The 23644-nt window shown below is 47.1% G+C and carries 21 protein-coding genes; 12 read left to right on the forward strand and 9 right to left on the reverse strand.

Translation table 11 applies throughout. The features are described 5' to 3' along the window. Nucleotides 1-36 precede the first annotated feature (36 nt). Nucleotides 37-240, reverse strand: a complete 204-nt coding sequence (locus HZS85_RS14410; RefSeq protein WP_214856630.1) for a hypothetical protein — start codon at nt 238-240, stop codon at nt 37-39. A 159-nt stretch (nt 241-399) separates the two neighbouring features. Between HZS85_RS14410 and HZS85_RS14415 the strand changes: the two genes are divergently transcribed. Beyond that, the gene (locus tag HZS85_RS14415) at nt 400-1212 is read left to right on the forward strand and encodes an aldo/keto reductase (RefSeq protein ID WP_214856631.1); all 813 of its coding nucleotides are present in this window, start codon (nt 400-402) and stop codon (nt 1210-1212) included. Nucleotides 1213-1334: 122 nt separating this feature from the next. Here the strand turns inward: HZS85_RS14415 and HZS85_RS14420 are convergent, their stop codons facing one another. The 3 genes from HZS85_RS14420 to HZS85_RS14430 form a co-directional block, all read right to left on the reverse strand. Then, on the reverse strand, nt 1335-1796 hold the full coding sequence (locus HZS85_RS14420) for a YfbM family protein (RefSeq protein WP_214856632.1): 462 nt from the start codon (nt 1794-1796) through the stop codon (nt 1335-1337). An 86-nt stretch (nt 1797-1882) separates the two neighbouring features. Further along, entirely contained in the window at nt 1883-3328 is a 1446-nt protein-coding gene (locus HZS85_RS14425) for an alanine/glycine:cation symporter family protein (RefSeq protein ID WP_214856633.1), read from the reverse strand. Between the two features lie 181 nt (nt 3329-3509). Further along, the gene (locus HZS85_RS14430) at nt 3510-5963 is read right to left on the reverse strand and encodes a CoA-disulfide reductase (RefSeq protein ID WP_214856635.1); all 2454 of its coding nucleotides are present in this window, start codon (nt 5961-5963) and stop codon (nt 3510-3512) included. A gap of 201 nt (nt 5964-6164) precedes the next feature. Between HZS85_RS14430 and HZS85_RS14435 the strand changes: the two genes are divergently transcribed. Together HZS85_RS14435 and HZS85_RS14440 are read left to right on the forward strand one after the other, a co-directional pair. Then, the gene (locus HZS85_RS14435) at nt 6165-6692 is read left to right on the forward strand and encodes a type III secretion system chaperone family protein (protein ID WP_023469644.1); all 528 of its coding nucleotides are present in this window, start codon (nt 6165-6167) and stop codon (nt 6690-6692) included. Between the two features lie 151 nt (nt 6693-6843). Then, complete coding sequence (locus HZS85_RS14440; RefSeq protein ID WP_214856636.1) at nt 6844-8019, forward strand: hypothetical protein; 1176 nt, start codon at nt 6844-6846, stop codon at nt 8017-8019. A gap of 193 nt (nt 8020-8212) precedes the next feature. Here HZS85_RS14440 and HZS85_RS14445 read toward each other — a convergent pair whose 3' ends face one another. Both HZS85_RS14445 and HZS85_RS14450 read right to left on the reverse strand, forming a co-directional pair. After that, nucleotides 8213-8779: a GNAT family N-acetyltransferase gene (locus HZS85_RS14445; RefSeq protein ID WP_214856637.1), complete on the reverse strand. Its 567-nt coding sequence runs from the start codon at nt 8777-8779 to the stop codon at nt 8213-8215. Nucleotides 8780-8880: 101 nt separating this feature from the next. Then, nucleotides 8881-9498, reverse strand: coding sequence for a YitT family protein (locus tag HZS85_RS14450; RefSeq protein WP_214856638.1), 618 nt, complete (start codon nt 9496-9498; stop codon nt 8881-8883). Nucleotides 9499-9909: 411 nt separating this feature from the next. Between HZS85_RS14450 and HZS85_RS14455 the strand changes: the two genes are divergently transcribed. Then, entirely contained in the window at nt 9910-11259 is a 1350-nt protein-coding gene (locus HZS85_RS14455) for an FAD-dependent oxidoreductase (RefSeq protein ID WP_214856639.1), read from the forward strand. Between the two features lie 153 nt (nt 11260-11412). Here HZS85_RS14455 and HZS85_RS14460 read toward each other — a convergent pair whose 3' ends face one another. Then, nucleotides 11413-11886 (reverse strand): VOC family protein, encoded by a 474-nt coding sequence (locus tag HZS85_RS14460; RefSeq protein WP_035412154.1) that lies wholly within the window; start codon nt 11884-11886, stop codon nt 11413-11415. Between the two features lie 131 nt (nt 11887-12017). Between HZS85_RS14460 and HZS85_RS14465 the strand changes: the two genes are divergently transcribed. From HZS85_RS14465 to HZS85_RS14500, 8 genes are all read left to right on the forward strand, one after another. Then, complete coding sequence (locus tag HZS85_RS14465) at nt 12018-12902, forward strand: SDR family oxidoreductase (protein WP_214856640.1); 885 nt, start codon at nt 12018-12020, stop codon at nt 12900-12902. Between the two features lie 122 nt (nt 12903-13024). Beyond that, nucleotides 13025-13576, forward strand: a complete 552-nt coding sequence (locus HZS85_RS14470; protein WP_214856642.1) for a maltose acetyltransferase domain-containing protein — start codon at nt 13025-13027, stop codon at nt 13574-13576. A 98-nt stretch (nt 13577-13674) separates the two neighbouring features. Continuing rightward, a complete protein-coding gene (locus tag HZS85_RS14475; protein WP_251138011.1) occupies nt 13675-14559 on the forward strand; it encodes a hypothetical protein in 885 nt (294 codons plus the stop codon). A gap of 19 nt (nt 14560-14578) precedes the next feature. Next, nucleotides 14579-15262 carry a response regulator transcription factor gene (locus tag HZS85_RS14480; RefSeq protein WP_214856643.1) on the forward strand — a complete coding sequence of 228 codons (684 nt, stop codon included), beginning with the start codon at nt 14579-14581 and terminating at the stop codon, nt 15260-15262. Then, nucleotides 15259-16530 carry a HAMP domain-containing sensor histidine kinase gene (locus HZS85_RS14485; RefSeq protein ID WP_214856644.1) on the forward strand — a complete coding sequence of 424 codons (1272 nt, stop codon included), beginning with the start codon at nt 15259-15261 and terminating at the stop codon, nt 16528-16530. Before HZS85_RS14480 ends, HZS85_RS14485 begins: the two co-directional genes overlap by 4 nt. A gap of 67 nt (nt 16531-16597) precedes the next feature. Further along, nucleotides 16598-17671, forward strand: a complete 1074-nt coding sequence (locus HZS85_RS14490; protein WP_214856645.1) for a site-2 protease family protein — start codon at nt 16598-16600, stop codon at nt 17669-17671. 150 nt (nt 17672-17821) lie between these two features. Further along, on the forward strand, nt 17822-19210 hold the full coding sequence (locus HZS85_RS14495) for an MATE family efflux transporter (RefSeq protein WP_214856646.1): 1389 nt from the start codon (nt 17822-17824) through the stop codon (nt 19208-19210). 108 nt (nt 19211-19318) lie between these two features. After that, complete coding sequence (locus HZS85_RS14500; protein ID WP_214856647.1) at nt 19319-19885, forward strand: 3'-5' exonuclease; 567 nt, start codon at nt 19319-19321, stop codon at nt 19883-19885. A 406-nt stretch (nt 19886-20291) separates the two neighbouring features. On the opposite strand, the gene HZS85_RS14505 is transcribed toward HZS85_RS14500, so the two are convergent. Both HZS85_RS14505 and HZS85_RS14510 read right to left on the reverse strand, forming a co-directional pair. Continuing rightward, nucleotides 20292-21407, reverse strand: coding sequence for an NADH-dependent flavin oxidoreductase (locus HZS85_RS14505; protein ID WP_056059882.1), 1116 nt, complete (start codon nt 21405-21407; stop codon nt 20292-20294). Between the two features lie 108 nt (nt 21408-21515). After that, complete coding sequence (locus HZS85_RS14510) at nt 21516-23591, reverse strand: MMPL family transporter (RefSeq protein ID WP_214856648.1); 2076 nt, start codon at nt 23589-23591, stop codon at nt 21516-21518. Between the last annotated feature and the right edge of the window lie 53 nt (nt 23592-23644).

Below are 23644 nucleotides of genomic sequence, written 5' to 3' on the forward strand. Positions count from 1 at the left end.
ACGACAGGTCCGATCATGGTGATCGGACCTGTTTCATTATTTTTTCTGCTTCGCTTGTCGTTCTAAAATCAAATACGCGATTGCTGGAAGTGGAAACTGAAGGAGTCCCGCGCCTCCCCATACCCACGGGTTACGTCCTGATTTTCGTGCACTGAAAAACAGGCTAACTGCTTGCGTGACCAACAAGGCACTAATACTAAACCAAGCTCCCTTTGATAGCTTTTTATTCTTTTGAGCCATCCTTTCTCCCCCTCTTTCTGACATACGGTCAGATGTGATGAATTCTCTTTTATTTTAACCCATTCTATTCCTCCATGAGCATGGAAACGGACGGTTTCGTTCGTTCGTGCTAAACTAAACGAGCAAATCTAAACTACGTTTTATGAGGAGGAGTAACACATGCAATACGCAAAACTTTCAAACGGTATTACGATTCCCCAAATCGGATTCGGTGTCTGGCAAGTAGACGAAGAAACAGAAGCACCCGCTGCTGTTGCTGAAGCACTACGTGTCGGCTATCGTCATATCGATACAGCTGCTGTCTATAAAAACGAGCGCGGTGTCGCAAAAGGAATCAAAGAAAGCGGCGTGAAACGTGAGGATCTCTTCTTAACGTCGAAAGTCTGGAACGATGATATTCGTGCCGGTCGGACGAAGGAAGCATTCGCAGAATCGCTCGAACGTCTCGAAACAGACTACCTTGACCTCTACCTGATCCACTGGCCAGTCGAAGGCTATATCGAAGCGTGGAAAGCAATGATTGAACTTTATGAAGCAGGCAAGATCAAAGCGATCGGTGTCTCGAACTTCAAGGAACATCACCTCGATACATTGGCAGAAGAGGGCTTGATGGCACCAATGATCAACCAAGTCGAATTGCATCCACAATTGCCGCAACACGAACTGCACGAATACTTGCAAGATCACAACATCCAAGTCGAAGCATGGAGTCCACTCATGCAAGGGAAATTCCTCGAAATCAACGATTTCAAGGAAATCGCAGAGAAGCATGGTAAGACACCTTCACAAGTCGTCTTGCGCTGGCACCTCGACAACGGTATCGTTGCTCTTCCAAAATCCGTCACACCAGAACGCATTGCAGAAAACTTCGACGTCTTTGATTTCCAACTCGATGCCGATGATCTTGAGAAAATTGATCGTCTAGCAACGGATGTCCGCCTCGGACCGGATCCAGACGAAATCGATTTTTAATCTAAAAATTATTGTAAAAAGAGTGATTTCCATGTGAAGTCATCTTGATTTAGATGAACGACAAGAGACCCGTTTCCAGTCGACGACTTGGAAGCGGGTCTCTTTTTTATAGATGGTACTAGTCATACGTAATAAATCAAAATCGTATCTTCCGCTTCTTCTGCCTTTTGAAAATAGGCACGCAGATCGGCGAACTGCTCCCAGACATATTCGAATTCGCCCGGTATTCCAGCTTCATCATGAATCGAAGCGAGTGCCCGTTGATCGAAGTTTCGCATCACTTCAGCGGAAATGATCAAAAGCGGTAAAGGAAGAATCCCGACGATTGCCGCTTTTTCCTCATTGACGATCAACTCTTCACCAATGATCGCTCGCCCTAGATTATAGTGCGTGTCCTGATCAATATAGATATCGATTTGATTCATCAAATGGTAGATGGCATTCGTTTGTTCGAGGGCAAACAATTGTTCATGGTCGGGTTGTGTCTCATGAATGAATAATATCCAGTCCATGATGATGTGGGGATCGTTTCCGAACGACTCCCAGACCGCATCCGTGACGCGAACGAAATGTACGTTTTCCATTCTCCCCCTCCCTTCTGTACTCTGTATTCCCTTTTTAAATTCGTTCTATACAAAAAAAAGAGCCAGATTTCTCTGACTCCCTTTTCTTAGATCGCTTTTTCGTCTTCTTCTGACCCATGCCATGCTTCAAGCGTATGTTTTCCTGGCAAGTTCGGAATCGAGTCCGCATAGAAACGCGGCTCTTTTCCTGCTTTTCGTTGTGTCGCGTAATCATCGAGCGCAAGCTTCGCGATTTTTGCGAGACGGAAAATCGCATATAGATTAACGATTGCCATCAGTCCCATACAGATGTCCGCTAAAGCCCACACGAGACTAGCCGACTCGACAAGTGAACCGAAGACGATCATGACGAGGACGAGTGCACGGTATGCCATCATGACCTGTTTATTGTCACGGATGAACGTGATGTTCGATTCACCGTAATAGTAGTTTCCAACGACAGAACTAAAGGCAAAGAGGAAGATGGCAAGTGCCATGAATCCTGTCGCAAGTGATCCAACTTGCGACGCAAGTGCCCCTTGCGCTAAATCAATACCGGCTAAGGCATCTCCATTCGCATCTTTTGTCGGAACACCACTGACGAGAACAATCATCGCTGTCGCCGAACAGACCATCAACGTATCAACGAAGACCGCGAATGATTGAATCAAGCCTTGTTTGACCGGGTGGGAGACTTCAGCCGTTGCTGCTGCGTTCGGTGCCGAACCCATACCGGCCTCGTTCGAGAACAAACCACGGCGAATCCCGTTCAAGAGTGCTGCACCTACTGCACCACCTGCGAGTGTCTTGAATTCGAATAGACCTTCTTGGAAGATCAATTTAAAAATACTTGGCAGTACTTCAAGATTCGTCGCCATGATATAGAGCGCGATCAGGATATAACCACCGGCCATGATCGGTACGAGGAACGACGCGACGGTTGCAATGCTACGGACGCCACCAAAGATGACGAGTGCCGTCAGCACGACCAGTCCGACCGTAATCCATGTCTTATCAAAGCCATATTGATTTTGAAGAGAAAGCGAGATCGTATTCGATTGAACGGAATTGAAGACAAATCCGAATGAGATCGTAATCAAGACACTAAATAAGATTCCTAACCAACGTTGACCGAGTGCTTTCTCCATATAATAGGCAGGGCCCCCACGCCACGCCTTATCATCACGCACTTTATAAATTTGAGCGAGTGTACTTTCAACGAATGCCGATGCCGATCCGATCAAGGCAATTAACCACATCCAGAAGACCGCTCCTGGTCCACCGAGTGCGATTGCTGCCGCGACACCTGCGATATTACCAGTACCGACACGTGCTGCCGTACTGATCGCAAATGCTTGGAATGGCGATACGCCATCTTTCCCTTTATCCGTTCCTTGGAACAGTAAGCGTAACATCTCCGGGATCATTCGAAATTGAACGAACCGCATCCGGAATGTAAAATAAATGCCTAGTCCAACGAGTAAAACAATTAATACGTTCGTCCATAAGTAATCATTTGCTCGATTTACTAATTTCATCACTTCTTTTTCCATCGAATCTCCTCACTTTCATTCATCTTTTCTCTCTATTTCTATGTAAGTTTTTTTCACATGTGATTTATCATACGCAATTTTTTTTGAAAAATCAAACTCACTTATAACTCAGAACATAAAAAACGTGTTAAACCTCACATCAGATGTCAGGTTTAACACGTTCACATAGTTAATTCTTTTATTAGATGAACAGATTCAGATTAGCACCATCTGTTGCGCCGAGATAACTCGCGACACCACCGTAATCAATGCCGTCGAGGAGTTCTTCTTTCTTAATGCCCATGATATCCATCGACATCGTGCAGGCAATCATGCGGACACCCGCCGCTTGCGCTTTTGCCATCATCGTCTCGAGTGCATCGACTTGTTTATCCTTCATGACTTTTTTCATCATTTTTTGACCAGCACCTGCCATATTCATGTTTGAGAGTGGCAGTTCCCCGGCGTGTTTCGGCATCATCATCCCCATCATCCGCTCAATAGCGGCTTTCTCGACTGCCGGTGCATCCGGTTTTCGAATGATGTTCAAGCCCCAGAACGTAAAGAACATCGTCACTTGCTTCCCCATTGCTTGTGCACCTTGTGCGATGACGAAAGATGCAAGTGCTTTATCCAGATCACCACTAAAGACGACCATCGTCGCATCATCTGCCGGATTGACTTGAACCGGTGTTGCAGCAGGTGTCTCCCCTTGCCCTTTTTCAAACAAGACCTCAACGACCCCTTGATTCATCTCCGCTGAATGGACTGTGTGTCCTAGTTTTTTCGCCCATGCTTGAACGTCCGGTAAAAATCCCGGATCCGACGCTTTGACAAAAATTTGCTCGCCGTCCGTCATCTGATCGATTTTTGTTTTCAGCTCTAAAATTGGACCTGGGCACTGTAAACCGCACGTATCGAGCAGCGCCACTTGTTCTGGTGAAGTCTTCGTTGTTGGCTCACGTTTCGTTACCGTCACAGCAGTCTCCTCCTTCGCTTGGCTTCGTGCTTCTTGATCACGATGCACGACCGACCATGTTTTGTATCCGCCGCTTAAGTTTTTCACATCATAACCGTGTTGTTGCAACAGTTGACTTGCAACATATCCACGTAATCCGACTTGGCATGTCACATAGATCGTTTGATCCTTCGGCAGATCAGTCAACTTCTCACGTAACGTCGGTAACGAGATATTGACTGATCCCGGAATCGCGCCTAACTCGTTTTCCGATGGTTCACGGACATCGAGTAACAAACCTCCGTTTGCGACGATTTTATCGATTTCGTGCCAATGAACGTTCGCACTGTCACCAAGCACGATGTTCGACGCAATATATCCTGCCATATTGACCGGATCTTTTGCTGAACTATACGGCGGTGCATATGATAGTTCAAGATCTGGTAGATCAAGCACTGTCAATCCACCTTTAATCGCTGTCGCGAGGACATCGATTCGTTTCTCGACACCTGTCATGCCGATTGCCTGCGCTCCGTAGATCGTTCCTTCGATCGGATCAAATAACAGCTTCATCGAAATGGGACTCGCCCCTGGATAGTAACCCGCATGGGATCCCGGATGGAGGTGAATCGCTTCATAACGCATACCGAGCTGACGCAATCGTTTTTCGTTGTTACCGGTAGAAGCGACTGTCAAATCGAAGACTTTCGCTACTGCTGTACCGAGCGTTCCACTGTACCGGACATCGCGCCCGGCAATGATGTCGGCGACGAGACGCCCTTGACGGTTCGCAGGCCATGCGAGCGGCACATGTGTCGCTTCCTTCGTGATAAAATCCTTAACTTCGATCGCGTCACCAATCGCAAAAATCGACGGATCGGATGTCCGCAGTTGATTGTCGACTTGAATCGTCTGTTTGATTCCAAGCGTTAAACCAGCATCTGCTGCGAGCGTGCTCTCCGGTGCGACACCGATTGATAAGATGTTCATCTCTGTCTCAATCACGCGTCCACTTGTCAAGACGACACGACGACCCGCTTCTTCAAAACGAGCGACGCCATCTTCTAGAATCAGCTCGACGCCTTTTGCCCGAAGATGTTCATGAACGATCGCTGCCATTTCCGGGTCGATCGGAGCCATGACTTGGTTTGCCATTTCAACGAGGGTAACGTGTGCCCCACGTTCGACAAGATTTTCTGCCATCTCGAGACCGATGAATCCTCCACCGATGACGACTGCCCGTTCCGGACGTGTCGTATCGACGTATTCTCGCATCCGGTCCGTATCCGGAATGTTCCGTAACGTAAAGACATTTGTTGCATCACTCAGTCCTTTAATGTTCGGACGAATTGGTTTTGCACCTGGAGAAAGAATCAGATGATCGTACGATTCATCGTATTCTTCACCTGTGTCAACGTTACGGATCGTGACAGTCTTCGCTTCACGGTTGATCCGAATCGCTTCCGACAAGTTACGGACGTCTAAATTAAATCGTGCATGCATCCCCTCTGGCGTTTGGACAAGTAATTTATTGCGATCTTTAATGACATCTCCAATATAGTAAGGCAGTCCGCAGTTCGCGAACGAGATCTCTTTTCCGCGCTCGAGCAAAATGATTTCTGCCGTTTCGTCAATCCGGCGTAGTCGTGCCGCTGCCGTTGCGCCACCTGCGACGCCACCTACGATGATCGTTTTCATCTAAATGATTCCTCCTTGAAGTACTATCTGCCACTCAATATACCCTGTTAGGTATGTATTTTCAAGTCAGTTGCTTGCGGCTTCACAGATATGACATATCCCATTCGTTTTGTATTTTCTTCCTATCTGAACGGACATTAGTTGCATTTCCTTCTGAAATGCTTGAAACTAAATCTATAGTATATAAAGGGGGATTTTGCAATGGACCAGGAACGTAACTCGAACGAATCAAACGAGAACAATAAAGTGACACCGATTCACCAAGATCGTCAACCCGAAACAAACGAACAAGGAATCGCGCCACAACAGCAACAACACTTAGAAGCTTTCCAAGCTTTCCTCGTTGAAAAAGGCATTCCAATGGAAGCACGTGAGAATGAGACACACGTCTTCTTCATGACACAAGAAAAAACACCTGCAGGAGCAGAACCGATGATGATGATCGTCTTCAGTAAGACGACGACAGATGTTGAATTGTTCGCTCGTACGGTGACACACGTACCAGACGGTGTCGAGGATCTTCCGATTCTTAATGCCATTAACGATTTCAACCAAGAGTTCAAATACTTCCGCGTCGTTCTCGATAGCGACCGTGATGTCACGATCGCATCGACAATTGATCTGGATCACGGCTTCAATCCAGCAGCAATCTTCGGACATTCTGTCATGATGTTCCAAGCATCGGACGAAGTCTATACGTATTTGACAAAACTGTATGAACAGTTCTGATTTTTGATTTTGGACGGCTTTGGATTCTTATTCCAAAGCCGTTTTTTATTTAAAGTTCAATTAAAAATATGAATTATTCTCCTTACGTTCAGATTTCTGAAAACAACTACATGATAGAAACTTCTTATCACTTTTGTAGGAGGTCACGATTATGAAAAAGCGCATAGAAGTAGCTTCGATCTTTATGTTAGCTGGCATCTTAGCTGCCTGCGGTTCGAACGAAACCGATACGACTGTACCGAAAAAAGAGCAGTCGACAGAAACGAAATCAGCGGATGCTGGAATCGCTGCAACGACATTGATAGATGAATTGACGATCTACAGCTCGATCAAAGCAGAACTCGACAAAGCGAAAGACGGACAAGCAATGGATTGGAAGATGGTCAAGACGAGTTATGAAGCAAAACTAAAAGGTGGTGTCAAAACGGTAGCACCAGAAATCGACCAAGTCATTCAATCCGCTTTAATAGATGTTGAAGCGAAGAATCTCGATCAGAACATCGCACGTCAACTCGTCGATAAAGGTCTACAATCCTATTTCTATCAATTACAAAAGGCAACTCAAGCAAAAGCTGAAGAAGCACTCGTTGCGGGTAAACCGGAAGCTGCAACAGAAGCACTCAAAGATGTCGAAGCAATGGCAAAGACCGTTTTCATCCCGACAGCGAAAAAGTGCGACGTAAGCTACGATTTCAAAAATGAAGACGCGATTGCTCAAGCAATTACTTCTGGTCTATCTGCTCAGCAAGAAGCCATTGATACTAAAAAAATCGATGACTTCAATGTCGCGAAACAAGTGACGGATAAATCGATTTATCGTTCGTTCTACTTGGCTGCACTCAATTATGCTCAAAAAATCGAGGATGGTGTCAAAAGCGGGACGGACGAAAAAGAATTACAGGTAGGGCAAGCAGAAGGATATGCTTCCCTCCTTGCAGTTGAAAAATCTTTAGCGGATGGCGAGGAAGAGACTGTCAAAATACTAAAAGAACGTTATGACTTCTCGAAGACAAAGCCAGCTGACGTTTCTTACAAAGAAATCGAAGGATTATTCGCACAAGCGTTGACGGAAAAAGTCGACGAATCTTATGAAGAAACACAAGAAGCAATCGAGAAGAAAGACATCGATACAGCACGGGCAAAAGCAATGGAAGCTAACCTGTTCATCATTGCGATGAAACCCACGCTTGAAAACCGTCTCGGTAAAGAAAAAGTAGCGCAAATCACTAAAGATGCGAACGAATGGTTCGCGCTCGTTGAAAAAGGTGACGTCAAGGCCAAAATGATAGGTGAACGGATTACGGACGCACTCAAACCATTTAACTAAGCAAAAATGTTATGAAAACGGAGTGCTAAGGTGAACCTCTTCATGTCTTCACCAAGCTTCCGCTTTACGAGTGATGCCCGATACAAATCAGAAGACGCGCAAGCGATTTGTATCAACTAAAGATGCCATGATGGCATGACTATAAAAACCATGTCGATTCCCGAATGACACTGTGGAGATCGACATGGTTTTTTCATTGCTGTATATCGTAACGACGTTCCATATAATCAAAGATACCGCCACTAATTTCAATCGTCCGGACCGGTTTAAAGCCAAGACGGCGATACAGTCGTTGCGCTCCAACGTTCGTTTGATCAGCGTTTAACGTAAACGCTTGTAGTCCCTGTTTCTCGCCTACTTCCGCTGCTGCCTGCAACAGTTCCGTACCAATTCCTTTTCCACCATGACGCGCATCCACTGATAAGGTATCCAGGTAATAGACCGGTCCTTCCGTCTCGACTTCGATCTGGACGTCTTGACCTGTCCACTGTTTCAATTGTTCTTTAATTGGTTCGTCGAGTTGTTTCGCCTCTGTTCCGGCATAAGCGATCACGATGCCCGCTACTTCGTCCTTGATGATTTTCACGAGGATGTTCTCATGACTGAGCCGGTTTCCGGTTTGGGAAACGAAATAAGCGAGCCTTTCTAGAACCTCTTCTTTTTCTGTCGTTCCCGTCAATGTCTCAGCAATCTCATGAATCGCTTGCTCAATCAACGGGGCAATCTGTTGTGCTTCAGAAGCATGTGCTTGTCGAATCATCTAATCGTTCTCCTTTGAACTTATTTTCTAATTAATGAACCTGAAAAATCGGACTCGACGATGTCGAATCCGATACATAATTTTTTTAGATATTCTCCGTTTTACTGCGTCACTCTCTTTACGACAGGTGCCGGTACGATGATAGGCTCCCGTGTCATGACAGCAACAACACGACCGGCGATCGCTACGGCCAGTAATGTGTATAACGTCAAGCTAAGTGGCAGATAAACAAGTGAAATCACTAACACGATGGCGTCGAGTCCGAACAAAATCGTCCCGATCGATAGACCTGTTAGTTTACTGAGTCCCATCGACAGTAAATCGTCTCCACCTGTCGCTGCTCCACTTTTCAAAACAAGTCCGAGACCATATCCGGTCACGATTCCGCTAGCGATCGCTGCGATAAGTGTCGCTGGCCAAGCCTGTTCTGGAAAGTGGAACAAATCAAGTCGGTGCCACATCTCGTAAAAGAGTGATAACGCACCTGCTGAAAGTAACGCTTCGCTGACGAAACGTTTTCCTTTGAAGTACAAAGCGCCAATGAAAAATGGAATATCGAACACGATCATCGAGATCGAAGGATTGATATCAAAAAAGTATCGACCGAGCAACGATAATCCGATAAAGCCGCCTTCTGCTAATCCGAACTGTTCATTCAATGTGTAGTAACCGAACGCCATGATCAGCGTTCCGGTTAAGATGGTTGCGATTCGTTTCATGTTTTATTGTCCTCTCCCATTTACATCGTGGGAGAGGTTTTATACGTCCCGTTTGGGTATTCATCTATTTTCGCTCTCCCTGATTTTTATAAGCCATTACCGTCTTGTTCGTCTTGACCGGTACTGCTAAAAATCAGGTAAGCTGAATAGATGATTGGTCCTCTCGGTATCCATCGGTTTCCACCCCTTCATTAAAAATCTATTTTCATTATAACCCGAATTTCAGTAACTAAAACAGTTTTAAGCATTCTTCACATAATCCAAACACTTTTGCTCACTCATTCACAATTTAGACAAGATTATGCTCAATGTTGAACAAACTACTTGAAAGTGAACTTGTGAAGGATTACACTAAGTATATCAAATGAATGTGATTTACATCACAAACAAAACACAAAGGAGACTTTACCCATGAAAGTAGCAGTCATCGGATGTACACACGCAGGAACAGCAGCAGTCAAAGAACTCGCTTCACAACAAGATGTCGAGATCACCGTTTATGAGCGGAATGACAATGTATCGTTTCTCTCTTGTGGGATCGCACTTCACGTCGGTGGTGTCGTCAAGCACGCGGAATCGCTATTTTACTCGTCACCAAGTGAACTTGCTGAGCTCGGAGCCGAGATGCGTCTGAAACATGATGTACTTGAAATCGATAGTGAACGTCAGACGATCGTTGCGAAAAACCTCATGACTGGTGAAGTCGTTCACGATACGTACGATAAACTCATCATGACGACTGGATCTTGGCCAATCATTCCAATGCTTCCTGGTATTGAGTTGAACCAAATCGAGCTCTGTAAAAACTATCACCACGCTCAAACAATCATCGAAAAAGCATCAGATGCAGAGCGGATCACGGTCGTTGGTGCAGGCTATATCGGTGCTGAACTCGTCGAAGCGTTTGAAGCCTACGGAAAAGATGTTACGTTCATCGACAGTGCAGATCGCATTCTCAACAAATACCTCGACCGCTCGTTCACTGACGTCATTGAACGCGAATTAACAGATCGCGGCATTCGTCTTGAACTTGGACAAACCGTCCAAAGCTTCAAAGGAGAAAACGGTGCTGTCACACACGTCGTTACAGATAAAGGCACATTTGAAACGGATCTCGTCATTCTCTGTGTCGGTTTCCGCCCAAGCACGGAACTCTTAAAAGGACAAGTCGATATGTTACCGAACGGTGCCATCATCGTTGACGATTATATGCGGACGAGCAACCCGAACATTTTTGCTGCTGGTGACAGCTGTGCCGTCTATTACAACCCAGCTCGGACACATGCCTATATTCCACTCGCAACGAATGCTGTCCGGATGGGTACGCTCATCGGAAAAAACTTACTCGCGCCAAAGATTCGTTACCAAGGAACACAAGGCACATCTGGTCTTCGCTTATATGATTTGAACATCGCGTCGACTGGTTTGACAGAAGAAGCGGCACCCTTGTTCGGACTTGAAGTGAGCAGCACGACAGTTACAGATGCGTATCGTCCAGAGTTCATGCCAACAGCAGAAGACGTCCAATTGAAGCTCGTCTTCGAGACGGCAACACATCGTGTCGTCGGTGCACAAATCATCTCAAAAGTTGATTTGACACAGGCAATGAACACACTTTCTGTCGCGATTCAAAATGACATGACACTTGAAGAGCTCGCTTTCGTCGATTTCTTCTTCCAACCGCACTACAACAAACCGTGGAACTTACTAAACCAAGCAGCTCTACAAGCAATGAGCGAGCGCCAATCAGCTCGTGTCTAAATTTATTGCAAGATAGATTAAGTGCAATTTTTCTCTATTATGAGGAGAAAGATTGCACTTTTTGTTCATTTCGAACCGTTTTCTATAAAAGAACACGTCATGCAGTTTGCGATTTGAATGCGTAATCAATGACTGAACGTTACAGTCACCTCTTCATTTTTCCGTTTCAATCTGATAAAGATGCTGCCAGTCCTGATACGACATCGTTCCGTTCATCGTCTCCATATCAAAGCGTAACGGTGCGATCAATTCGAGTGAATTACCATCTGGATCCTCGAAGTAGATTGCTGCGTGCGCATGTGGATGATTATCGAGAACGAGCGGTTGATTTGCTCCTGCTACACCGAAGGCTGATCGAACTTCAATCCCTCTCTCCTTTAACCAGTCCTGTGCTTTGTCGATATTTTCATGCTCCATCCGAAACGCAACATGGCGAATCGACGGATGATACGGTAACTCAGCTTGACCTGCTTTCCATAGCCCCAACCAACTCTTACCGTGCTCGATCCAAAAGAAAGCGACGCGTTCATTTCGGAACGCACATTCAAGACCTAACTCTTCGTAAAAGACAATCGATCGTTCGAGCTCTTTGACCGGTAAATGAGCTTCATACAGTCCAGCAATCATCTTCTTCACACTCCTCTTTTTCGAGTGTAAACCATCAATTTCCAAATTTACTACCATCAAAAACGTTTAATCCGACCTGTTGAGGGAACATACAACCTATATCAAAACCAACTTTCAGGGGGAATGTTTACATGGCTGCATCGAAAAATCCGTTAACACAATACTTCAATGACGATTTCCCAAAACAATATCAGGACGCTCCAGCGGTTCAAGCAAAAATGGAACCTGTTCCCGATTGTGGAGAAGAAAGTTATAAAGGTTCTGGCAAATTGATCGGCAAAAAAGCACTGATTACGGGTGGCGACTCCGGCATCGGCCGAGCAGCAGCAATCGCCTACGCACGTGAAGGGGCTGATATCGTCCTTAACTACTTACCGGAAGAACAACAGGATGCTGAAGAGGTCAAAGCACTCGTTGAAGCAGCGGGACAAAAAGCATATCTCTTACCTGGTGATTTAAGTGATGAAGCGTTCTGTGGACAACTCGTCAAAGAAGCACATGAATCACTCGGTGGACTCGACATTTTGGCACTTGTCGCGGGTAAACAACAAGCTGTCGAAAACATTCTCGACCTTTCGACGGAGCAATTACGCAAGACATACGAAATCAACGTCTTTTCCCTCTTCTGGGTCGTCAAGGCAGCCTTGCCACTCTTAAAGGAAGGTGCTTCGATTATCACGACGACATCTGTCCAAGGATATAATCCAAGCGCGAATCTCTTGGATTATGCTTCGACGAAGTTTGCCATTAACGGTTTCACACGTGGACTCGCTAAACAAGTCGCGCCAAAAGGAATCCGTGTCAACTCCGTCGCACCTGGTCCGATTTGGACACCGCTTCAAATCTCGGGTGGTCAGCCAAGCGAGAACATTCCAGAGTTCGGACAGGAAACACCACTGAAACGAAGTGGTCAACCGGTCGAACTGTCCGATGTCTATGTCTTCCTCGCTTCAGACGCTGCAAGCTATGTCACAGCGCAAATCTATGGTGTTACAGGTGGAATCGAGTTAGCATAAGGATCGAATCTCGACAGGGTAGCTTCGGCTATCCTGTTTTCGCGTGTCTTAACGGGATATCAGTTGCATCACCCGGTGCCATTTAGTCTAATGAAAGTAATAACGATGAAGGAGTGAATCAGATGACTGAAAAAGAAAAGATGATTAAAGGGGAACTCTATTTAGCACAAGATCCGGAACTCGTGGCTGATCGCATCCGGGCACAATCGCTCTGCTATGAGTTCAATCAATTGAGTGTCCATGATCGTGCCAAGCGAAAGATGCTTTTACAGCAATTGTTTCAGACGGAGCAAGCCGACTTTTACATCGAACCGACCTTTAAATGTGATTATGGCTACAATATCACGTTAGGGGCTCGTTTTTATGCCAACTATGACTGTGTCTTGCTCGATATTTGTCCGATTACGATCGGCGACAACTGCATGTTTGCTCCAGGAGTACATATCTATACCGCGACCCACCCACTCGATCCTGTCGAGCGCAATAGCGGTTATGAATTAGGAAAACCAGTCGTCATCGGGAACAATGTCTGGATCGGTGGACGCGCGGTCATCAATCCGGGTGTGACGATCGGAGATAATGCAGTTATTGCCTCAGGTAGTGTCGTCGTCAAGGATGTACCGGCAAACAGCGTCGTTGGTGGAAATCCAGCTCGGATCATCAAGACGATCTAATTCTCATCAAATTCTAATCTGTTCCTCAGTTTCCTTTCACGTGGTCTGGTTATTCTAGGTATAAGAACAACAGCCACTACTCAAGGGAGGACATCATCATGACTGAAAAACGAACAGATAAAGGAAATAAACGTTTCAAAAAAGGAATCGCTACACTTGCCGTAACGGGTACAGTCTTAACAGGAGCTGGTGCGTTCCTACTCTTCACAGGCCCAGGACACTCTCTCGTCAACTCGACGGTCACCACTTCACAGCAGGCAGAGCAAAAAGTCGAAGCTGCTTCGCGCCAAGTCGAGCAAAAGCTTCCTGCTTCAATGCGTGACGATCAAGAAATCGAAGGCACATTGCAGAAACTATCAGATCGTTCGATGACGATCGACGTTAACGGTGACGCTCAGACGTATGACTTTGCTTCGTCAGTAGAACGTGAAGCCGTGCAAAAAGAGGATTGGGTCAAAATCGATCTGAATGCGAATCAGCAAATCACGGAACTTGAGCGAGAAGATCCAGATGATCGCAATGACCGAGAGGACGATGGCAATCGCTCAAATGATTCATCGGACGATGCGAATGAACGATACGGTATCCTTCGTGCCCTATCACAAAGTGAATTGACACTCGAACAAGATGGACAAGAGACGATCTACGCGATGGCGGATCGTGCGGAACGTGACGCTGCGAAATCTGGGGATACCGTAAAAATCGAATTGAATGCAGATGGTCAAGTCCGTGAGCTTGATCGGGAAGATGATGACGAAAATCGTAATGATGTACGCGATGAAGACGGTGACGATGCACGGGAGCAAGAAATCCGCGGTACACTCTCTAAAGTAACGAATCAAGAAATCATCATCGAACAGAATGGTGCGCAAAAATCGTACTCTCGTGCATCAAACATGGAACAAGATGATGACGTCCGAGTTGGTAGTTCCGTCAAACTTGAGTTGAACGCATCAGACGAAGTGACAGAAATCGATGAATGATCATTAAAGGAGGATGTTTATGTCAACCACCATCTTAATCGTTGAGGACGACGCGAAAATCGCACGGCTCCTTGAACTCGAACTCCAATATGCCGGGTACGCGACACGAGTCGCCCCCAACGGAAAAGATGGTCTCGCTGCCGCTGAGCATTCGGTTGATCTCGTCTTACTCGACGTGATGATGCCGGAGCTGAGCGGCTTCGAGGTGTTGCGCAGGCTCCGTGGAAAAGGTATTCACGTCCCCGTCATTATGCTAACAGCACGTGGAGAAGTGTACGATAAAGTCGCGGGACTCGATCTTGGTGCGAATGATTATGTGACGAAACCGTTCGAGATGGAGGAACTCCTTGCTCGGATCCGAGCGTTATTACGCACTCCGACTTCAACTAATAACGCACCGCGCACGTTACAATTCGCCGATCTTGTACTCAATCTTGATCGACATGAAGCATTTCGCAATGAAGGGCGACTCGATTTGACACCACGTGAGTTCGAACTTCTGACATATTTACTAGAAAACAAGGAACATGTCCTGACACGTGAACAAATCCTAAATCGCGTCTGGGGGTACGATTACTTCGGCGAGACGAACATCGTCGACGTCTACATCCGTTATCTTCGCAAAAAAGTCGATGCCCACCCTCCAGCTTTGATTCAGACCGTTCGTGGGGTTGGTTATGTGCTACGGGAGGCGATCCCATGAAGCTTCGAACGAAGCTTGCTTTATCCGTCACCGCCTTTACGACACTCTTGTTATTCCTTTCGTTCATCGTCGTGACACTCGTCGTCCAAAATCATTTAATTGAATCGCGTTATACCCAACTGGAACAGGCAGAGGAATTGATGGAAGATGATTCATCGGTCCGGACATTGCTGACGCTTCATGAGGATGCTGTCGTCTTATCGAACGAAAATGGACGCTGGGTCATCTCAAACGATGAAGATGGCGACGACTCGTCTACTATTAACGGAGACGTACAAGCAAATGACCTCCCCGGTATCCCGCGCTCGAATGAACCTTTTAAGTCTGGCGATTGGTTCGGCATCGTCTATCAGGATCAAGCCTATCTGTTCGAAGATGAGAGCGTCGATGATACGGTCTCGACACTCGTCTTGACCTTCACCATCGTGTTGGTCGTTGGAATCGTCATCGCGTTCATCAGTAGCTTCTGGATTGCGTATCAGACGCTCCGCCCGCTCAGGCAACTAAATGATACGATGCAACGGATCTCGTCTTCTGGAACGCTTGAGACCGTGCAGACCGAACGTGATGATGAGATCGGTCGCCTCGGTCGCGTCTTCAATCAGATGATTGGGCGTGTCGATCAAACGATGGAACAACAACGGCAGTTCGTCGCCGATGTCTCGCATGAGATGAAGACACCGCTGACCGTCATCGAAGGGTATGCGCAATTATTGAAGCGATGGGGCAAAACGAAGCCCGACGTACTCGATGAATCGATTGAACATATCTTGCAGGAAACACATGCGATGCGGACGACCTTGATTGAGCCTATGCTCGAATTGTCTCGTCTCGGTTACGAGGAAACGTCTGTCGAAGTGATTGACTTAGCAGAGCTTGGAAGCGAACTCGCTGATCGGATGTATCACGCGACAGGGACGATCATTCCTGTTGATGCCTCCGGAACGATTCGGGCAAATCGCGAAGCGGTGTTACGTATCTTGACGATCTATATCGATAATGTCCTGAAGTATGCCACTTCACCAGAATTGCACCTGCGAAAAGAACGTCTGGCTGTCCTTGATCGGGGAACGTCTCTAACGGACGAAGAACGCGCTCGGTTATTCGACCGGTTTTACCGACTCGATGCAGCACGCGATCGTTCAGGAAGTGGACTCGGATTGTCGATTGCTGCTGCACTTGCGACGACACATCATTTTAAGGTAGGTAGTGAAGCGCGTCAGCCAGATGGAAGCTGCTTCTATTTAATCCCCGAGCAGTCTGAATGAAACTTTTTCTACAATTGTGTCGTACACTTAAGGAAGAACGTCACATGATGAAAGAAGGAACTTCACGATGGCTAAAAAACGTTGGGGTGGACTTGCTGTTGCCGGCGCCTTTCTCTTGACGAAAGGAAAGGTCATCCTTGCCTTATTGAAATTTTCAAAGTTCGGAGGCACTCTGATTTCGTTCGGAATCTCTCTTCTCTTTTACGCTCAAATATTCGGTGTTTGGTTCGGGGTCGGATTGCTTTATCTCCTATTCATTCATGAGATGGGACATCTACTCGCCGCTAAACGACTCGGTTTTAAGACCGGTCCTGCGATTTTCGTACCGTTCATGGGAGCCGTCATCGGCATCAAGGATACATTTCGAACGCCAAAACAAGAAGCGATTCTCGCGTACGGTGGACCACTCGCGGGTCTCGTATCCCTGATTCCGCTTGCGATCGGATATGCTGTGACCGGAAATGACTTCTGGCTCGTCATCTTCCACCTCGGGGCTCTATTGAATCTCTTCAACCTACTTCCCGTCAGTCCACTTGACGGCGGACGGATTCTTGCGGGACTTCCGATCATCGTCTGGGTCGCGGGACTTGCTGCCTTGATTGCCTACGGTATCACCCACTTTAGTCTGATTTTGCTCTTGATTGCCTTTTTAGGCGGCAGTGCCGTTTGGAAACGGTATAAGTTCGCGAAACAATATGAGGCGAACCGGTCGACCTTAATGTTGTATCGTGCTGCACGCGAACGCGTCTTACGGGCAAAGGCGGAGCAGGAACGTGCAAACGCTGAAGTCGCTCTTGCACCGGAAGTGGAGGAAGAACAAACGGTCGAAAGTACGTACGATCCGATTGCTTGGTCGCTTCGTCTCGATTTACAAGATTTGCGACAAGCGAGTCCAGAAGAGGCACGTCAGGAAGCGGACGATCTGTTACGGTATCAATATGATGCTGCGAACGACTACGATGCGTTGTTGCGACGAATCGATCAGCGGATTGAACCACTTCGTCTTGCTGAAGAGTCTGTTCAGTATCATCAGATGCCGAAAAAACAACAAACGATCACGCTCCTCGCTTATTTGGCGCTCGGTGCTATTTTATTCGTTGCTTTCGAATATTCGAAAGGTTACCTGCCTACACCATCTTAAATCGAGATCCATCGGATGCGCTTCATGGCGCATCCTTTTTTCATAGAACGAACACATTGACTAGAGTGATTTCTTGCATCTCGTTAAAGAAGCGACTACTCTGAGTAAAACCCTACTTACCACTTGTCTAAAATAGGAGGTTCTCCTTCCATGAATAAAAACACTGCCCGTTTGGGTGAAGCACCTGTCAATCAGCTTTTACTTAGTCTCTCTTTACCAGCGATGGTCGGGATGCTCGTCACGGCACTCTACAATATCATCGATACGATTTTCGTCGCTCAAGGAATCGGTACGGCTGCCGTGGCCGCCGTCGGAATCGCTTTCCCCGTCCAGCTCGTATTAATGGCAATCGCCAACTCGATCGGGATTGGTGGTGCTGCAATTGCGTCACAACGACTCGGTCAAAAACAAATAGATGGTTCCAGTCGTGCTTATGCCAACGTCTTGATGGCTGTTTTCTTCATCAGTATGCTCGCTATCATCAGTGCTTTCATCTTCGTCGAACCGTTGCTACGTCTCTTTGGAGCGACGGATGAGATCATGCCGTACAGTATCGATTTCTTACGCGTCCTCTTGATCGGATCTCCTTTCTTCATGTTGACGATGGCGTCGAGTGCAATGTTACGCGCAGAAGGACGCGCGAACTATCAGATGCGCGTCATGCTGACGACGGTTGCCATCAACATCGTCCTGACACCGCTGTTCATCTTTGGTCTTGATTGGGGCATCCAAGGTGCTGCACTCGGGACAGTAGTTGCGCAAATCGTCGGTGCTGCACTTGTTTTCCGATTCTTCTTTACGAAACGTCGGCAAACGGGGTTAACACTCGATCGGAATGCTTTCAAACCTGATTTCCGATTAACGTTCCGGATGATGCAAATTGGATCATCATCGTTCATCATGCAAGTCTCCCAATCGATTTTGTTCATCACCGTCAACCATATGCTCGTCCGGTACGGTGGTACGACAGAACTAGCTACGTTTGCGGTCATCAATAAGTTCATGGCGCTCGTCGGTATGCCGATCATGGGGATCGTGCAAGGGATGCAACCGATCGTCGGATATAATTTCGGATCCCGGCAGTTTAGCCGGATGTCGCTTGCCATCAAGCTCGCAATCCGCTACGGTTTATCGTTATCGATCAGCTTGTGGTTACTCATTCAACTGTTCCCTCGTTTTTGGGTCGGCTTGTTCACAGAAGAGGCGACACTTCTACAGGAAGGCTCGAGTGCGATGCGCATCTTATTCGCCTTATCGTTCGTCTACGGAATTCAAATGATTGTCAACGGAATGTACCAATCGCTTGCAAAAGCAAAAGTCGCTTTATTCTTGTCCTTGTCGCGCCAAACGTTATACACGATTCCACTCGTCTTGATATTGCCCCTGTTCTTCGGTGTCAATGGTGTCTGGGTCGCTTTTCCGATCGCTGATGCAATGGCTGTTTTGACGGCGCTTGTCTTCGCCTATAAAGATCGCGTTCTGTTATTTAAACCGGAAGAGTACGTCGCAGAGGAACAAAAAGTCGCTACCGCGAAGTGACTGGAATGGATCTAAGATCGTCTGCTTTGCAGATGGTCTTTTTTGATGGACTTCCAGAATACGAACATGTATTCTGTTACTAGTGAATGACAGAAAGGAGCCTGCTGCATGTATACATTAGCGATTGACTTTGAAACGGCAAATCGGAATAGCCGAAGCATTTGTGCGTTTGGTTGGTCCGTTCTCGCGAACGGTCGTGTCACGGAGAGTAAACAGGTCTTAATCAACCCAGAAGAGAACTTCGATGCTGGAAACATTCGGGTCCATGGAATTCGTCCGAGTGATGTCTTTGATGCACCGACGTTACCGGAAGCGATGGAAGCCCATGGCTTATACGATTTGATTGCAGGCGCTCAACTGATCGTTGCTCACAATGCATCATTTGATATGGGGGCACTTCAAAAAGCGATTCAAAAATACGATATGTACCAGATGCCCGCTTTCACCTACGGCTGCACGGTCAAATTATCCCGCAAATTGTATCCTTGGTTGCCGAACCATCGATTGAATACGATGGCAGAGTTTCTCAACGTCTCTTTCCAGCACCATGATGCAAAAGAAGATGCCTACGTCTGTGCGTTACTCTTAAACGATATGTTGGAGCGAACGAACCTACAGGATCCGGTCACTTTGCATACGTTTTGTGGCGTTCGGATGGGACAGGTTGCCTATTAATAAACAAAAAAATTGTAGATAACAGGGATGACTCCAAAAAATGACGCGTCTCTTCACGCCCTTTCCTCAGGCGAGACACAAGCCAGTTTTCCCGCTTCGAGCAGGAAAACGGGCCTCGTTTGTCTCTGACAGCGCATAATGCGCTTTTTCCTGTAGGAGTGGCGTGAAACGCGTTATTTTTTTCTAGAAGAAGGATTCGAGAAGCGTTTTGTTCACTCGACATCGCTTCCTAGGGAAAAACAAGCAAGAGCGACCCTACAGCGAAGCGGCGCGATGCTTGTCCCAGGAAAACGATGCGAGACGAACAAAAAAGCGCAATCCTTCTCGTTAGAGAAAAATTGCACTTTACCTTCAGTCTCAAAGCACTCTAGACACGAAATCTAGAGTGCTTTTTGATGCTGTTCTATTATTTGCTTGCTTGTTTGATCGGGAACCAGCCTGGACGGCTTGTGATACCTGCCCATAATGCATCTGGAACGACGAGTTCTGCTTGTGCTTCTGGATCAAGTTCTGTCCGGATTGACGCAAGGTCACCCGCTTCGACTTTCTCAACCCATTTCGGTTCCATGATCAGTTCACGACCAAGAGCGATCATTGGAACGACAGCCAAACCTTGTTCTACTTCGTCCGCTGTGTGAAGCGATCCGACACCGATGATAGGTACTTGTTCACCAACACGTTCTTGAACGAGTGTAATTGGTGACGTCGTTTCATTTTCATCACGAATTGAACCTGCGAAGAAGTCCATCACGGAAACGTGCAAGTAATCGAGGTCTTTTTTCGCCAGCTCATCGACGAGACGCATCGTATCATCGAGTGTGATTCCTGGATTTTCAATTTCCTCTGGAGAGAAACGGTATCCGACGATGAACGAAGGATCTTGTTTCGCGACAGCTTCGACTGCATCCACGACAGCTAATGGGAAGGCGAGACGTTTTTCTAAGCTACCGCCCCATTTATCTTCACGACGATTTGAGTGTGGTGAGAAGAATTGTTGGATCAAGTACGTGTTTGCACCGTGAATCTCAACACCATCAAATCCGGCTTCCATCGCACGGCGTGTCGCTTGACCGAATGCTTCGATGATTGCTTCGACTTCTTCTGCCTCTAACGCACGTGGTGTCATCGCACCTTCACGCACGGGTGCAATAGCACTTGCACTGACCGTTTGCCCACCGACGAGTTCTGGTGGTGCCATACGACCAGCGTGGAAGATTTGTAAGATCGCTTTTGCGCCTTTATCTTGAATCGTTTTCGCGAGTCGCTTCAGACTCGGCACGAGATCGTCACGATGTGCACCAAACTCATTCGGGAATCCTTGACCGTCTGCTGTGACGTTCGCACATGCTGTAATGACAGCGCTGACGCCACCTGAACGTTCTGCGTAGTACGCGAGTTCCGCATCCGATACTTCGCCGTTCTCTTGTGCCGCATAGTTCGTCATCGGTGCCATCAAGACGCGGTTTTTCAGCGTCACACCGTTTGGTAGTGTAAATGGTTCAAACATTGCTTGAGTTGCCATGAGTGAAGTGCCTCCTCTAATTTCTTGAATTGAATATCGACAGTATACGCTCGTCTTCCTCTGAATAGCTACTGATGTGCTTAGGCGATGTGTCACTTGCGGATCGCTTTACGACGCCCCCCCCGGCCACCACCAGTTCCAGTGACCAAATAGCTTCATCAGTGCGGGAACAAGGAGCATCCGGACAATCGTAGCATCAATAAAAATTGCAAGCGCGATACCGACGCCAAGTTGTTTGATCGGACTAACACCTGTAAAGGCAAACGCACCAGTGACGACGATCATGATCAAGGCAGCGGACGTAATGATTTTACTCGTCTTCGCCAGTCCCATCTCGGTCGCATGATCGTTGTCGCCCGTCTCGTCATAATATTCTTCCATTCGCGAGACGAGGAACACTTCATAATCCATCGATAAGCCGAAGACGAGTGAGAAGATGAAGACCGGTGTTAGAATGCCGATCGTCTCCTGCGGAAGAACTGCGCCGGACTCGAACAAGACGACGAGTAATCCAAACGTTGCTCCTAAACTGAGCAAATTCATCAGAATCGCCTTGATTGGAATCAAGATGGATCGGAACGCGATTAGCAGAATGATGAATGTCGCCAAGACGACGACACCGACAGCCAGTGGAAGTTTCGATTCAATGGCATCATAAATTTCCTGATTGAAGGCTGCTGGTCCCCCGACAAGGTAACCGTCCGCCTGCACCTTTCGTACCCAGTCTTGCGACGTAGCATCGCCGGGATCTCCTTTTAAATTGACGTTGATCCGTGCTTGATCGTTCTCTGATAGAAACGGCTTCAGTGCATCGCGCCCAGCCGAAACAGCGAGTAACTGCTCGAGCGGAACCTGTTGCTGTTCCGCGATCGTTGCGGCGGACACGACGGAACGCACTTCTGAATCTGATTCGAGTCGAATCGTCACATCTTCGATTTTTTCTCGTCCCACCTCTGAGGAAGCATCCGCAGATAAGATGAGAACGGCGTCCGTTCCATCGTTCCCGAATGTTTTTTCCCACGACTCAAAGGCGAGACGCGACGGATAGGATTCCGGCAAGGCAGTTGCTTGCGGAATGTTCAACGTCAAGTCCCGTAACGGAAATAAACAAGGTAAAAGAAGTAATAAAGATAGAATCGTCACTGTGACAGGGCGCTTCATGACGAAACGTGCGAGGCGGCGCCAACGATCTTCTCCACGACCTGCTCGTTGCCGGAAAAGTCGTCCTTTTTCTAGTACCTTCCCGAAAACGATTAATAGTGCCGGTAATAATGTCAACGCACTGACAACCGCCCCGAGTACCGAAACGAGTGTCCCGATTGCGACAGCGCGGAAGACATCAACATCAATCAACAACAATCCGGCAAGTCCGACGAATACACAGATTCCGGAAAATAAAATCGAGCGTCCTGCCGTCTCGACCGAACGAATCGCTGCCGACCGAATCCCTTGTCCGTCCTGCCGTTCTTCACGGAACCGATTAACGTATAACAACGAAAAATCAATGCCGAGTGCCAGCGAAATCATTGCGACCGCATTCAAGACGAAGATCGATAACTCTTGTTGTCCGGCAACGAAATAAAGAATACCGGCTCCAAAAACAAAAGTGACGAGTCCCATGATCAAGGGTAAGATGGCGGCAACGGGTGTACCGAAAACGAGTAGTAAGACGATCAATGCTGCCGGAATTCCGATTAACTCAGCTCGGATGAGGTCATTTTTGGACGCTGTATTCAAATCATCAACGACGACCGGTTCACCCGTTAGCCGAATCGTCCCGGTACCATCCAGTTGACGTGTGACCGCTGTTGCCCATTTCGCATCAAGTGTTGGTACACCGACTGTCACGTATCCCTTATCGTCCCGCATCGCTCGCGGATTTTCGACGGGACCAATGACATTCCCGACTCCTTTGATGTCACGGAAGCGCTCGACATGTTGTACCATCGTTTGTCGTAGATTCTCTTGATTCTCAAATAGGACGATGATCGTATGTGGATCCTGACCGAAATCTTGATCGAGCACCGTTTCGACACGTTGAAAATCACCGTCACGTGTAAATCCATTTCCTTCTAGACGATCGGGTAATTGATATGCAAAATAACCAAGCACGACGAGTAGAAGCCCCCAAACGATCAACACTTCTCGAAAATACGCACTAATCAGATGACCAAGCCGTTCCATGATGCGTCTCCTTCCTGTATAAACGTACAAAAAACATCCTTCTTGCTGAAAAG

It is taken from the genome of Exiguobacterium sp. s130, from assembly GCF_018619055.1.
Classification (GTDB): domain Bacteria; phylum Bacillota; class Bacilli; order Exiguobacteriales; family Exiguobacteriaceae; genus Exiguobacterium_A.

Excerpts from the sequence above, each read along its gene's own strand:
- HZS85_RS14415 (WP_214856631.1), top strand. The coding sequence starts at position 400 with ATGCAATACGCAAAACTTTCAAACGGTATTACGATTCCCCAAATCGGA.
- HZS85_RS14410 (WP_214856630.1), bottom strand. The coding sequence starts at position 240 with ATGGCTCAAAAGAATAAAAAGCTATCAAAGGGAGCTTGGTTTAGTATT.
- HZS85_RS14470 (WP_214856642.1), top strand. The coding sequence starts at position 13,025 with ATGACTGAAAAAGAAAAGATGATTAAAGGGGAACTCTATTTAGCACAA.
- HZS85_RS14465 (WP_214856640.1), top strand. The coding sequence starts at position 12,018 with ATGGCTGCATCGAAAAATCCGTTAACACAATACTTCAATGACGATTTC.
- HZS85_RS14430 (WP_214856635.1), bottom strand. The coding sequence starts at position 5,963 with ATGAAAACGATCATCGTAGGTGGCGTCGCAGGTGGCGCAACGGCAGCG.
- HZS85_RS14500 (WP_214856647.1), top strand. The coding sequence starts at position 19,319 with ATGTATACATTAGCGATTGACTTTGAAACGGCAAATCGGAATAGCCGA.
- HZS85_RS14440 (WP_214856636.1), top strand. The coding sequence starts at position 6,844 with ATGAAAAAGCGCATAGAAGTAGCTTCGATCTTTATGTTAGCTGGCATC.
- HZS85_RS14490 (WP_214856645.1), top strand. The coding sequence starts at position 16,598 with ATGGCTAAAAAACGTTGGGGTGGACTTGCTGTTGCCGGCGCCTTTCTC.
- HZS85_RS14495 (WP_214856646.1), top strand. The coding sequence starts at position 17,822 with ATGAATAAAAACACTGCCCGTTTGGGTGAAGCACCTGTCAATCAGCTT.
- HZS85_RS14505 (WP_056059882.1), bottom strand. The coding sequence starts at position 21,407 with ATGGCAACTCAAGCAATGTTTGAACCATTTACACTACCAAACGGTGTG.
- HZS85_RS14425 (WP_214856633.1), bottom strand. The coding sequence starts at position 3,328 with ATGGAAAAAGAAGTGATGAAATTAGTAAATCGAGCAAATGATTACTTA.
- HZS85_RS14450 (WP_214856638.1), bottom strand. The coding sequence starts at position 9,498 with ATGAAACGAATCGCAACCATCTTAACCGGAACGCTGATCATGGCGTTC.
- HZS85_RS14485 (WP_214856644.1), top strand. The coding sequence starts at position 15,259 with ATGAAGCTTCGAACGAAGCTTGCTTTATCCGTCACCGCCTTTACGACA.
- HZS85_RS14475 (WP_251138011.1), top strand. The coding sequence starts at position 13,675 with ATGACTGAAAAACGAACAGATAAAGGAAATAAACGTTTCAAAAAAGGA.
- HZS85_RS14420 (WP_214856632.1), bottom strand. The coding sequence starts at position 1,796 with ATGGAAAACGTACATTTCGTTCGCGTCACGGATGCGGTCTGGGAGTCG.
- HZS85_RS14480 (WP_214856643.1), top strand. The coding sequence starts at position 14,579 with ATGTCAACCACCATCTTAATCGTTGAGGACGACGCGAAAATCGCACGG.
- HZS85_RS14435 (WP_023469644.1), top strand. The coding sequence starts at position 6,165 with ATGGACCAGGAACGTAACTCGAACGAATCAAACGAGAACAATAAAGTG.
- HZS85_RS14455 (WP_214856639.1), top strand. The coding sequence starts at position 9,910 with ATGAAAGTAGCAGTCATCGGATGTACACACGCAGGAACAGCAGCAGTC.
- HZS85_RS14445 (WP_214856637.1), bottom strand. The coding sequence starts at position 8,779 with ATGATTCGACAAGCACATGCTTCTGAAGCACAACAGATTGCCCCGTTG.
- HZS85_RS14460 (WP_035412154.1), bottom strand. The coding sequence starts at position 11,886 with ATGATTGCTGGACTGTATGAAGCTCATTTACCGGTCAAAGAGCTCGAA.
- HZS85_RS14510 (WP_214856648.1), bottom strand. The coding sequence starts at position 23,591 with ATGGAACGGCTTGGTCATCTGATTAGTGCGTATTTTCGAGAAGTGTTG.